This window comes from Bradyrhizobium arachidis (assembly GCF_024758505.1).
Taxonomy (GTDB): Bacteria; Pseudomonadota; Alphaproteobacteria; order Rhizobiales; family Xanthobacteraceae; genus Bradyrhizobium; species Bradyrhizobium manausense_C.
The window spans coordinates 1,674,860-1,687,968 of sequence record NZ_CP077970.1 but is presented as its reverse complement, the minus strand read 5'-3'; the positions used below and the strand labels follow the sequence as shown (position 1 = coordinate 1,687,968).

The 13,109-nt window shown below is 57.8% G+C and carries 7 protein-coding genes; 5 read left to right on the top strand and 2 right to left on the bottom strand.

The genetic code is table 11. The features are described 5' to 3' along the window. Positions 1-825: 825 nt before the first annotated feature. Positions 826-2,919 (bottom strand): prolyl oligopeptidase family serine peptidase, encoded by a 2,094-nt coding sequence (locus tag KUF59_RS07495; protein WP_258769081.1) that lies wholly within the window; start codon positions 2,917-2,919, stop codon positions 826-828. A gap of 1,300 nt (positions 2,920-4,219) precedes the next feature. Between KUF59_RS07495 and mddA the strand changes: the two genes are divergently transcribed. Both mddA and KUF59_RS07485 read left to right on the top strand, forming a co-directional pair. After that, on the top strand, positions 4,220-4,996 hold the full coding sequence (gene mddA / locus KUF59_RS07490; RefSeq protein ID WP_258769080.1) for a methanethiol S-methyltransferase: 777 nt from the start codon (positions 4,220-4,222) through the stop codon (positions 4,994-4,996). Positions 4,997-5,660: 664 nt separating this feature from the next. Next, positions 5,661-6,401, top strand: coding sequence for an outer membrane protein (locus KUF59_RS07485; protein WP_258769979.1), 741 nt, complete (start codon positions 5,661-5,663; stop codon positions 6,399-6,401). A gap of 548 nt (positions 6,402-6,949) precedes the next feature. On the opposite strand, the gene KUF59_RS07480 is transcribed toward KUF59_RS07485, so the two are convergent. Then, the gene (locus KUF59_RS07480) at positions 6,950-7,813 is read right to left on the bottom strand and encodes a helix-turn-helix transcriptional regulator (RefSeq protein ID WP_258769079.1); all 864 of its coding nucleotides are present in this window, start codon (positions 7,811-7,813) and stop codon (positions 6,950-6,952) included. 1,431 nt (positions 7,814-9,244) lie between these two features. Between KUF59_RS07480 and aepX the strand changes: the two genes are divergently transcribed. From aepX to KUF59_RS07465, 3 genes are all read left to right on the top strand, one after another. Further along, on the top strand, positions 9,245-10,111 hold the full coding sequence (gene aepX / locus KUF59_RS07475; protein ID WP_258769978.1) for a phosphoenolpyruvate mutase: 867 nt from the start codon (positions 9,245-9,247) through the stop codon (positions 10,109-10,111). A 350-nt stretch (positions 10,112-10,461) separates the two neighbouring features. Continuing rightward, complete coding sequence (locus KUF59_RS07470) at positions 10,462-11,652, top strand: pyridoxal phosphate-dependent aminotransferase (protein ID WP_258769078.1); 1,191 nt, start codon at positions 10,462-10,464, stop codon at positions 11,650-11,652. A gap of 303 nt (positions 11,653-11,955) precedes the next feature. Continuing rightward, positions 11,956-12,753 (top strand): phosphocholine cytidylyltransferase family protein, encoded by a 798-nt coding sequence (locus KUF59_RS07465; RefSeq protein WP_258769077.1) that lies wholly within the window; start codon positions 11,956-11,958, stop codon positions 12,751-12,753. Positions 12,754-13,109 lie beyond the last annotated feature (356 nt).

Here is a 13,109-nt window from a genome sequence, read left to right as displayed (position 1 = left end):
GCCTTACAATCAAGACACGGCGCAGGTCCATAAAGTAGCTTCCAAGTGACACATGCGCGCTCGATCATGTGGCCGGTGTATCCCGGCGGCTTTTTCATGCCGCCGAACGTGTTGCCATACGGTTGCCCGGCGCACCTTGCGTTCCGCACAAGGTAGTCTCAGCGCACAGCCGGTCGATGACGCGGTGAGTGCATGACACCAAACTCAGATGGCGCCGAGCTTCCTCTCACCAATGTACTTGATTTCGGGTGCTTCCGCGCGGTGCTTCTACCGTGCGGCGCCCTGACTACCGTCGGTGTCCGAGCGGGATGCCTAACTTTCGTGCCTTCTGACGCAGCGATCCGGTTGTTCGCTTTGTCAGCTTTGCGATTTTCGAAACGGGTGTCTTCGCCCTCGAATGTGCGCGCAGTTCTTTTACTTCTGTCTTAGTGTACTCGCGACGTACACTCTTCTTGTTCAGCGTCTTGGGCATAACAACTCCGTTGGGATTCTGTGCACACATCTAGCAGGGCCGAAGTGGAGCTGCCAAGCATGCGTGGGTTGCATACGCAAGGGCTCTGAACCCATCGGATACCCCTTCCGTCTTCCAAGCTGAAGGATGGCTCACCGCTAAACTTAGAGCCAATCTCGCGGCTTGGGCCGCGCGAATATGTCAGTGATAAGCAGGAATCTGCACGTTACAGACTGATCCTGCACGAACGCACCCCACGAACGTTTGGAAGTACTGACGTTGCGTGTGGCCTATTCCGACCTCTCGCAGGTCAGATCGCTAAACATCCGGTCAGCATTTTCAGGCTGGTGTTTGCGGGTACGGGCGAAGCTCGCTCAGGCCGTCTCGTCGAGCCAGCCAATCTTGCTTTTCAGGAATTGGAAGCCCAGCACCTGAAAGCCGGCATGTTCCTTGTTGTCTCGGCCATAGCCGTGACCGCCAGCGTCCGGCTCGTAGAGATAGGCCTCATAGCCCATCCGTTGGAGTTTTGCGACCATCTTGCGCGCGTGTCCGGGATGGACGCGATCGTCCCGCCGCGTCGTGGCGATCAGAATCGGCGGATAGGGCTGGCCGGGCTTTGCGGCGTGATAGGCCGAATAGGTCTTCAGCCACTTCCACTCTTCTACCTTATCTGGGTCGCCATATTCCGCGATCCAGCTCGCGCCCGCGAGCAGTTTTGTGTAGCGGCGCATGTCGATCAGCGGGATCGTGCAGAACAGCGCGCCGAAGCGCTCAGGGTACCGCGTCAGCATGTTGGTGATGAGGATTCCGCCGTTCGATCCGCCTTCGGCCGCGATGCGCTTCGCCTGCGTCACTCCCCGCCGCACGAGATCGGCGGCGACCGCCGCGAAATCATCATGCGACAGCCGCTTGCGGGCAAGCCGCCCAGCATCGTGCCAGCGCGTGCCGAACTCGCCGCCGCCGCGCAAATGCGCCTGCACCGTGGTGCCCCCACGCTCGAGCCACAGCTTGCCGAGCGCTGAATTGTAGTACGGCTTCACTGAGATGCCGAACCCGCCATAGCCGCTCATATGGACGGGTGCATCGCCCGTCTCCCGCATCGGCCCGGTCTGCACATAAGGAATGCGCTCGCCGTCGACCGAGATCGCCTCATGCTGGGTGACCACCAGACCATCGGCGCTAAAGGTCTTTGGCGCCTCCTTCAGCACCGCTGGACTTGCTACGCCTCGCTCCAGGAGCATCAGTAACGGGGGCGTGAGCGGATCCTGGATCTGCGCAAGCAGATCGTCGTTGCTCTCGGATGGATCGCGATCAAGTGGCCAGACATCAACGAGGCCCATATCGGGAAGCATGCTCAGCTGCTCACGGCTCCAAGTCGTAGTGGATGGCGTCCAACTCTCTAAGACCGGCCGCAGCTCGTCTAGGATGGAGAGGACAAGCTTACCGCCCGACCAGAAGAACCCCTGCAGTGCTCGCCGCGGGTTTGCCAGAAAAAGCACCGCGAAATTGCGCTTCCCAGCGAGAAAGGCGGTCAACGATATGCCAATCAGGGTATCTGTCGGGTAGATTATTCGATCGAATGTCGCGGCCGAGCGAAGCTTCACCGCGAGCCAATCCTGATGCGCCGCTAGCCAGATATCGCTAGGAAGGTCGAGCTTGATGAGCGCCCCTTTCTCGGTTCCAAGCCATGTCTGGGAATTTAAGTAATTCAGCTGATCGGTGAACCAGACGCGTTTCTCTTCGCCGGTTCGATCGATCTCGCAGCTGACGCCAATGCGATCGACGGTCGTCTCAAACACCACTGCCGCTCGTTCGATGGGTTCACCGCGGCGCCACAATCGGACGGTCCTAGCATAGCCCGACAATGTCGACATGCCCTCGCCATAGGCGCTGGACAACAGTAGTGTGTCCTGATCGACCCAAGCGGCACTACTCTTCGCCTCCCCAAGCACAAAACCATCAGGCACAAAATGCTTCGTAGTCAAGTCGAACTCGCTTAGCGTCACAGCATCGCTACCGCCCCGCGACAGAGCGAGAATGACTTGCGGGCTACCAGGCAGCATGGCGATCCAGCTTACAAGCCAGTCCTCGCCTTCCGCGGCCGCGAGCCGATCCACATCAAGTAAAACCTCCCATGACGGCTTCGACTTTCGAAATTCTTCTAAAGTCGTCCGACGCCAGAGGCCGCGCGGATTGTCGGCATCTTTCCAAAGATTGTAGAGATGGTCGTCGTGCCGGCTTACGTAGGGTATATTGTCCGCCCGGTCGTAGATCGAAGCCAACTCGTCGCGATCCCTGGTGAATGTCGCTCCGCCGAACACCCGCAGAGTCTTGCCATTCTGCTGCTCGACAAAGTCGAGCGCCTGCGGCCCCTCTATCTCTTCCAGCCAGAGATATGGATCATCATCAGGAGCCGAGAGCGTTGGCTTTCCACCGCCCACTTCTGTCGACGAGCTTGCTGCAGCCACAATTCCCTCCGATATTAGCGTCACTGTGCTTTCAATAAGCGAGCATCATATGGTCTCCAGCCTACAACCTGACGCGCCAGTCACTTCAAGTTCATTGTTTCGAACAAACAGGCTGCAATTGCCGGTGACTGAGGGCTTTGCACGGCCTGATGAGCTGGACTTCCGCGCATCAGGAGAGGATTGCAGGCTATGATCGCCGTTCAGACCGCCGCTCATGTAAACGGATGACTTGCGGGCATGCCCCAAGGAGGCGCGGCAGGCTCTGCACCCTTGCGATCGAATGCGACGATCAGCCGCTGGTCCGGTGACTATGAGACACGCAATTGCCGCAGCCGGAGCCCCACGAGCCAGCTCGAGACGCATCGCCGCCGTTGGCGTGTACGATCGCGGCGTTGGGGTCTCGGTCTTGTCGAGCTGATCGAGCAACTGCCGTGCCTCAGTCATTGCGTTACGCCATGACCTCAACATGATCGGAATCCAGTTGAAGGCGACTTCTTCTGGCATCAGCAGACTTCCGTCCCAAAAGCGGAAAGCCGCGGCAACTGGCCATGTATCCGCTCCCAATGCTCAACAGGGGCGCACCGCAGCGCCATGCCGCGGGGCGTAGTCGACCGCGACGAGCGAAACGAAGAGCTGGCGGCTTGCCCGGCGAGTGGCCGTATCAACCGCGTGACCTCGTCGAGGTGCTGGATGCCCGGACATACCAAGTTCGCGCTGCCGGCGCGTCGGGCTTCTGAGGCGGTATCCCCAGAATTGCGCGGCATCAAGTCGCCTTAAGGTGCATCATCGTCAGGACCCGCGCAAGCAGCGCGAGGAGTGGCTGGCATCACGTGGGCGCCTGCCAGGCGTATCAGGTGACGACGACGATGTCAGACCTCCCAAAAGCCTCAGCATTATTCTCGTTGGGCCGCCGGTAGCACGGGTGTTCTCCGGTCATGCACGATGTGGCCCCAATCCCGCGATCGGCACGCCGTTTGCTGGGATGAGAACGAAACCTCCGCAACCAATGTTGCTGGCAGCCAACTGCGCCAGGAGTTCACGATGAGACCCACTCGTTGCCATATCGCTCTGAGGCTAGTCAGGTTCAGGTTTTTCCCTTCATCCACTTCGCTCAGCGGCCCTATGCACACGGTTGGCAGCTCTTTGCTGGTGACGATCGAGCATTTGGTCGGCGCTGCGCTGCATATCGGCTGCATCTCCAGCACGTGTGCAGGATCCTAAGGCTTTGATTGGATGATTGTCCTTATTCCTCAGCACCCACGGCCTTGAGCGAGCCGTTGCCCAAAAGCAGAGTCGTTACATGCCTAAGGTAAACTCCATAAGACAAGCACCTTCCCCGATACGATGGTTACGATTGATCGCTTTCCTCTATGGTTTGGTGGCTTACGGGGTATTTCTCTTCACGATTGTCTACGCTATTGGCTTCGTAAGCGGCATAGGTGTGCCGAAGACGATTGACACGGGGCCTGAGGCGTCGGCCATAGATGCGTTCTCCATAAACACCTTGTTGATGGCTCTGTTTGCTGTCCAGCACTCTGGCATGGCGCGCAAGGGGTTCAAGAACTGGTGGACGCGATATGTGCCGAATTGCATTGAACGAGGTACTTACGTGCTCATGGCGAGCCTGTGCCTCATGTTTCTATACTGGCAGTGGAGGCCGCTTCCGACGGTTGTTTGGCGGGTCGAGGACCCCGACATATTCGTAATGATCGCGACGCTATCATTCATCGGCTGGGCGACGGTGTTCGCCAGCACGTTCCTTATCGATCATTTCGAGTTGTTCGGACTGCGTCAAGTCGCTGCCAATCTCAGGGGGCGCGGCATACCGGCGCCGCAGTTCAAAACGCCGCTGTACTACAAGTTCGTGCGACATCCCATCTATCTCGGCTTCATCATCGCGTTCTGGGCCGCGCCGATCATGACAATCGGGCATTTACTGTTTGCGGCCGTGACCACCACCTACATCTTTGTCGGGATATTCTTCGAAGAGCGTGATCTTCTTGAGCTGTTCGGGGAGCAGTACCGCCAATACAAAAGACAAACCTGCATGCTCATCCCGTGGCGCAAACTGGGCTGATAGGGATCAGATAGAGAATAGGAACTCGCCACCCAAAAGGTGCATCGCCAGGCTCACAGTCGTCCTAGAAGACCTGCGAGCGGCCCACGACCCATCCCGGACACCGCTACGTCCGAAGCAACCGAAGACGCGGGGCCCTGGGCATTCTGACATTCGTTGCTGGGCATGCAGCAAAGCATCGCCGAGCGAGTCCGGTTCAGTGTAGCGGATTGTTTCAGCGCGCGGTCTGCTCGGTACTGTAAAGCCGTGAAAACATAGCGTGCAGCTTTCCATGGAGCGGTTGCCAATACGGCGCGGCATCGCTGCCCCGCCTATTTTCTCGCAGATGGACACGACAGCTTCGAGGAAGGCACATTTGTTGTCGTTGTGTGTCCAAGTGAACTCGTGCCGCACTCCATTCTATGTCCATCAGCAAAAGCATGCGGGCGGCCCGCCTTCATCAACGCGTTTCGACACACATCACCTACTTCATTGTCGGAATTGTCGCACGCATCCGATACAACTCGATGCGTTTTTTTTAGTGACGCTCAAGCGTACAACCTTACGCAGCGTCAGGATCAAGCCAATTCTTTGAGAGTGAATGTTGCGCCGCAGTTACAGCAATTCGCGCGGGCGCTGTTATGACGCGCGAGGCCGGGGGCCACTAAAGGAAATGAAGCTCGAAATGAAGAACTTGTTGCTTATGACTGCGAGCATCGTCGCACTCACCGCTGCGGCGCCTGCATTCGCCGCGGATCTCGCTGCACAGCCCGTCTACACCAAGGCGCCACCGCCTCCGGTCGCGGTCGCGCTCTACGACTGGAGCGGCTTCTATGCTGGCGTCAACGGCGGTTGGGGTTCGAGCCACAACTCCTGGGATTTTGCAGGCACGACCCCTGAGGGCTCCCACGACGCAAGCGGCGGCACGGTGGGCGGGCAGATCGGCTATCGCTGGCAGATTGGCCAGACAGTGCTTGGCGTCGAAGGCCAGGGCAACTGGGCCGATTTCGACGGCTCCAATGTCAGCACTGCTTTTCCAGCCAACAGGAACCAGACCAAGATCGACGCGTTCGGCTTGTTCACTGGCCAGATCGGGTATGCCGTCAGCAACGTGCTGCTTTATGCCAAAGCGGGCACCGCGGTCGTTAGCAGCAGCTATCAGGTCAGCTCCATTGCTTCAGGCACACAGCTTGGGAGCGCGGACACGACACGTTGGGGCGGTGTCGTTGGCGCCGGATTTGAGGTCAACCTGACGCCGAACTGGTCAGCTGGCCTAGAGTATAATCATGTGTTCATGCCGACCAGCGACGTGAACTTCACCGCTGCCGGTGGCGGCTCGTTTGGGAACGATCGCATCCGCCAGGATTTTGATCTCGTGACTGCGCGAGTTAACTACAAGTTTGGCTGGCCCGTAGCTTTCAGGTAACGATCTCCTCACTCCAAGTGGCGATCGAGAGCCCCGGTCCCTTTGGCCGGGGCTCTTTCTTGAGTTAATTCAAGAACGCAAGATCACTTAGGTGTCTCTGTTTTCTGAAATGTGCCCGCTTTAACGTCCTTCATGTCCGTTCTGAAATTTCAGGGATACATCGGCCTGCTGGATGTGCTGAGGCACACCGCGTGCGCAATGCGCCATAGTGTGGCCGAGTCCACGACTACGCTCGAGTGTGTCACTGACGGTCTGTGCAAAAGCTTCGGCTTCGGTAATGCAGCGTCTTAAAGCAAATCACACGCGGCGACGGGCGGCTTTTTTTGCGATCTTGATAGCATTAACTCCGTTGCTTTTGGCTTTCGGCAATCATTGCGCACAGCAGACGACGTTTCGATTAGGCCTGCCAAGCACGCCTGCACTCACCTCTCCAAACGCGATCTGCAAGGTCCGATGTGTGAGACCTGGATTATCTGCCCGCGCCCGATTCATATGAGGAGCACGTTAGCGACCCTGATTGCCGCGAAAATTGGGGCGAACTCGCGCCATCAATTCGCCGCAAGGCATCGGCGGACATTGCTGTTCGTGCACCATGTTCTGCACCAAGTGATGTTTGTGGCGGCGTATGCAGCGGACGTAATACCAGTTGAGGCGACCATCGGCGTTGCCAACGCAGGCTCCCAAAATGCAATGAGCCCAAGACGAATCGCTTTTACAAGCCCATGAGTCCGGCTCGCCGTGCCGAGCTTTCGCATTGCGTTCTTCACATGGAAATTCACCGTATTCTCGCTCACGCTCAGTATTTTCCCAATCTCCCAGGACGATTTGCCCTCCGCGACCCATTGCAGGCAATCCTTTTCGCGCTCAGATAGGCTCACTTTTGTGTTCGAGCCACTGTCCGAGGGCCTTGCGATCTCCGCAAATGCAATATGGAATTGCCAAGCCAGCACTTTGAGATGCCTCACATTCCTCTGGGGATCGGCATCATCAAAACGGGACGCGAATGATATCACGGATATTCGCCCTGACGGCCCAAACAATGGGACGCTGACACCATTCTTCAGGCCTGCCTCTCTGGCCTCCCGTAATATACGTTGTTCACATGGTTGCAGTTGATGTTCTTTTGCGAGCTCATCCCATAGAAAAGGGCCCGCAAACATCGGTGTCCGCCGGACCACCGGATCGACCGCGTAGTACTTGCGTTCCAAATAGCGCTGGCACCAGTCAGGCGGAACCTTCATAGCTACCAGAGGCGGTGGACACCCCGGCAGACGAAGCGGCTCCGCGAAAGTGAGTGCTCCGTAAGCGACCTCAGTAAACCCCACCTCGCTCGCACAGCTCACAAGCAGATCAAACAGCGCTTTGAGAGATTGCGTTTGATTAGCGCATTCGACGAAGCTAAAGAGATCCATATGGGCGCCTCACGCGATCGAGCCGAAAGGCCCCTATGCGCCGTTCGATTGAGTCTGTTTCAGATCGAGGTTCGTTGCGTTCCTGACATACTCCAGCTCGCAAGGCAGTCGCACAGGTGCGGCGATGGCTAGGGTCCGAAAGGGGCCGTCAGCGCGAGTGCGATGTCCACTCACTGCCCATATGGGCAAAGTCGGACCGACGGCTCGTTTCCGCCGGTTTGCCTGGCAGTGTCCGTACTGCTTCCGTGGGCACCCAAATGATGGGGGATCGCGCGGGAGACGCCTGCGCCGATACTTCGCGCCAGATAGAATAGCCATGTCGGTCTCCCCGCCACGCCAAACCACCGCCAGCCACTTGTTGTCCGATCGCGCGTAGGTGGAGATCACGACTGCCGGTGTTCGGCAGGCATTCAAGCCGCAGTGCGCAGCTCGACCTGAGGGAGCCGAGCTCCAGCTGCTTGACGTCACCATTGATGCGCTTGGCAGCGAAGATGAATTCGTCTGGACTCGATCGCCAGTTGGCTCTTGCGCATCGCGACTGCCAACGCATGCGTGACCGGCGGCGAGCCGAACTCCGCGCGGACGTGATCTTTGAAGCGCAGGGCGCTCGCGGATCCAAACGACCCGACCTTCGGTCAGGAATGCCGCCCGTTTGCTGTGCCTATTGTGAGAACGCCGCGGTTGCCCTCGAGCTATTCGACCACGACCACCGTTCCCTTCAGCCCGAGCCGAACGAACCGCTCGATGCTGGTCACCGCCTTGACGCTTGCTGAAATTGCCGACAAGCTGCGCGGCGGTTAGAGAAAGCTCCGGAACCAGATTAATGTAGATGACACTGAGCATCCGCTTCTCCAAAAACCTGAAAGGAACCGAAACGAGCTCAGCAAGTGTCATACCAGTCGCGCCCCTCGGGAAACTCAGTCGTCAAGACAAGTACTTGAAGAGATTAACCGGTCTTAACCAATTTGAAGCACTGCGACATACGTCGGAATTGCGACAGTACTGCTTGCACCAGTAACGTCATCCCTCGACGTAGACGAAGGAATCTTCTGATACAGGGCGCATACGACTTTCCGCTCGCACAAAAAGCTGAACGCGCGGTGCTATGAGCTGGACACACACGAGCGACCCGAGCTCTTGTTCCGGAGCATAGATGCAATTGCCGCCCCACTTACGATCTCGCAGTACAATTGTCGCCAACCTCCAAGAAGCATGGAATTCCATCCATGCCCCCGCTGCCGACATCCGAAGCTTTGCGTGGAAGCTTTGCGTGCCAGTCAACTACTAACGTTGGCGATTGATCGAGCCGACAGAGACGTGCCAATCAGTGCTTACAAGGCGCACAGGTCGGCCCTTAGGACATTCGGCATGAAACATAGATCTGTTCGCGAAGTCGGGCCCGATCGAGGCGTGAAAACGTTGCCTGCCGATATACTTCGATCTCAGATTTGCTCCAACGACGACCTCTCCTTTCTCATGGAAGTCCATGATGGGCTTTCGGGAGCGATCGCTCAGCGCGTCGGTTTCAAAGCTCTGTGGGCTTCGGGCCTATCAATTGCCTCCTCTCTCGGCTACCGCGATGCCAACGAGGCATCATGGAGCCAACTCGTCGACGTAGTCGAACGCATCGTGGACTCGACCGAGCTGCCGGTGCTCGTTGACGGCGATAGCGGTTTCGGCAATTTCAACAATGCGCGTCTCCTGGCGCGCAAACTCCGCCAACGTGGGGCCGCGGGCCTCGCGATGCAGGACAGCTGTTTTCCAAAAATGAACTCGTTCGTTGGCGAGCGACATGCCATAGCCGACATCAAAGAGTTCTCGGGCCGTCTGCGAGCCGTCAGGGATACAGTTGGGCAAGACTTGGTTCTCGTGGCGCGGATCGAAGCGCTGATTGCCGGTCGTCCAATGGAGGAAGCGGTCTCGCGTGCTCACGCCTACGCCAATGCGGGAGCTGACGCGATTCTCATTCACTCGCGAAAGAGCACAGCGGAGGAGATCCTTGAGTTTGCGAGTGCCTGGCAGAACCGACTGCCCATCGTGATCATCCCAACAAAATACTATCAAACGCCAGTCTCTGCATATCGCGATGCGCGCATCTCCACGGTAATCTGGGCCAACCACTCCATGCGAGCTGCAATAGTTGCCATGCGCAGGGTCTGCGGTCGCATCATGGCTAGGGAAGGCATCGCGAGTATCGAGCCCCATATTGCGACGCTCGACGAGGTTTTCAATCTATTGGGGTACGACGAACTCGTCCGTGCGGAAGCGCGATATCTCCCGCCTGATGACAAGAAATAGTAGGTCCCCATACGCCGCAGGACTCATGAACTTTTGACGGACCCACGCCATGCACCGGTCATCATTGTCACCCACCACTGAAATCTCTAGCGCAGCCCTGTTCGTCCTCGTGGAGATATCATTGACTGGCACGACCAGCCCCTATTCCGCAACGGCTTGCGCTTCCGTCTCATCACCTTGCTCGACGGCTAGGCACCGAGGAAACGCACCGAAGTCATTTGGGTCCAGATAACGGTTAAGCAGGAGCTCTGCTGTGTGTTTTTGTTCAGTACCGGGGAGTTTCTTTGCTCAAATCCTGGCAGAATCCGGCCAACCAGCAACGATCCCATAAATTTTAAGGGAGAGCGCTCGTGTTGGCGCACCGGACAGCTTTGGTCAAATTGTGGGGCCGCACTGCGACTAGGACCGCCGCAACGGAGGGGACCGCGCGCAGCGAGGACATTATCGATCTGACCGCAGGAGAGATCTGGAGCGAACTCGCCCCATCGGTGCGGGAGGGCGCGATTGCAGCGATCAATGGCAACCTGAACCGCTATACCGACCCGATCGGGCTGCTGGAGCTGCGCCGCGCGCTTGCTTGCAAGGTTTCCGCCGAGACGGCTCAGCCATGGTCAGCAGACGAAATCGCTGTGACGAGCGGCGCCAAGCAGGCGCTCTTCAATGCGGCCCTGGCCCTTCTAAATCCCGGCGACGAAGTACTGATCCCCGCCCCATACTGGACGACTTTCCCGGCACAGATCGTTTTAGCTGGGGGCAGGCCAGTGTTTGTCGAAAGTCGCCATAATAATTTCGTACCGAGGCTTACCGATCTTGCCGCGGCCATTACCTCAAAAACCAAGGCGATCGTGATCAACACGCCCAACAATCCGACTGGCACGGTATACGACCGCGACACCCTTGCTGGCATGGCCGAACTCGCAACGGAACGAAACCTCTGGATCATTTTCGATGAATGCTACGGGGCTTTCGCCCATCCCCCACATACGCATCATTCGATCCTATCGGTGGCGCCGCAAGCACGCGTTCGTATATTAATCGTCAATTCGTTCTCGAAGTCGTTGGCCCTGACCGGCTGGCGGATTGGCTATCTCGCTGGTCCCAAAGCCATTATCAGCGCGGTTAAGGCGCTACAAAACCAAACAACTTCGAATCCCAATGTCATTGCGCAGCATGCGCTGCTGTATCATCTCAAATCTGGCGATTCTGCCTTCGAACTGGAATTGCAGCGCCATATTTCGGCCGCGCGAGCACTCGGGATCTCGATTCTCTCAACTCTGAAACAGGTGTCGCCGCCTGCTGCCCAAGGCGGGTTGTTTTTCTACCTCGATCTCAGCGGGTTCCAGCGGCGTCCCACGGCCAATGGCTGCGAATTCCACCCCGATGATATCTCTGACGCGCTGCTGATGAACGCTGGCGTGGCAACGGTTTCGGGCACAGCCTTTGGTGACTCCTCCGGTCTCCGGCTCTCCTACGGCATCGACTTAGAATCGCTCGGCAAAGGCTTGCGGCGCCTGACCACAGCTCTGAACGAGTGGAGCTAAGCTTGGTTTTACGAGTGCCTATATGATTAGAATGATTAGAGCTGCCCTTGCCCCCAGATTCCGAGCCCGCCGTCCTGCTTACGGCGGGATGCGGCTCGCGGCAGCGTCGTCCACCCGCGACACGCACCCTCCGGGAGCGGGACCTACGGTCAAGAGGCCACATCTGTCACGGCATTCGGAGCCTGCGGAGGTTTGTCCTTTCCTAGAAAGTCGGCCAAACAGCCGAGGCAAGAGACATTTGGCCACAGTCCTCAATACCACGGAACGGCAGCCCGACATCATTCGAGGACGGCAAGGACTGAAATGACTCGCAATGTTCCAAAAAGCGCCGTCATTCTTGCCGCTGGATTGGGCGCGCGGCTGCGGCCGCTGACCGATCTCTGTCCGAAGCCACTGGTCGAGGTCAATGGCACCCCGATCCTTCACAATGCCCTGCGAAACCTGGAGGCCGTTGGCGTCGAAGAGGTGACCATCGTGGTCGGTTACCGCAAGGACGCCATTCAATATGCCTGCGGGAGGCGTTTTGGCGAACTCAAAATCAACTATCTCGAGACGTCGGTATTCGACTGCACCGGAAGCGCCTTTTCCCTGTGGCTGGCACGTGACGTGCTGCTCGCTGGAGACTGCCTCGTTTTAGAGGGGGATGTCTTCTTCGAACAGGATGCATTGCGGTATTTGATGGCCAGCGAAGTACCCGATGTGGCCGCAGTAGCTCCCTTAGGCGAGCTGACGCAAGGGGCGGCCGTTTTGTTGTCGGATAGCGGCTTCATATCGGGCTTTTGCATGAGCAAAGCTGCGGCCGGCTTTGTTGCGGAAGGCCCAAGGCTATTCAAGACGATGAATCTGCTTCGATTTTCGGCACCGACTCTCAAAACAACGATCGTCCCAGCGCTAGACGATATTGTCACGTCGGGCGCCATACGAGCCTACGCTGACGAGCTTGTTGCCTATCTCATCGAAAAGCGGGGTCTGCAGCTTGGTGCAGCCCGGTGTAAAGATCTCAGGTGGTGCGGAATCGACAGTGTCGAAGATCTGCGCATTGCGGAGCTCATCTTTCAACGCAGGAGCCCTCCCCTAACATCGAGACAAGACGACAAGTGAGGATCAGATGCTGAAATACCCCTGCAATCCAGCGGACGATATCGCGAGCTTACTTCTGGCACCCCATTGCGGCGTGACAGCGCTTTGGGCTGATCTGTCAGATCACCTCGACGGAGACGCGGCTGATCGCACTATGGACTGCGACGTAGATGTTGCGAAGACCGGCAGCGGCCGTGCCGGCAGTGCTGATAGTTCAGCTGAGCAATGCGTCGGCTTTTGCCCCGTGATCGCAGCCGCCCTACTCGTAGCAGGCGCAATGAGGCTTAGCCATTCTGCCAACTTCTGCGGGTCGTCCGATGGGCTCTTCTTACGGGTGCTCTTGTCATTCGATATGGCGTTAACTCGCCCTCTCGCTT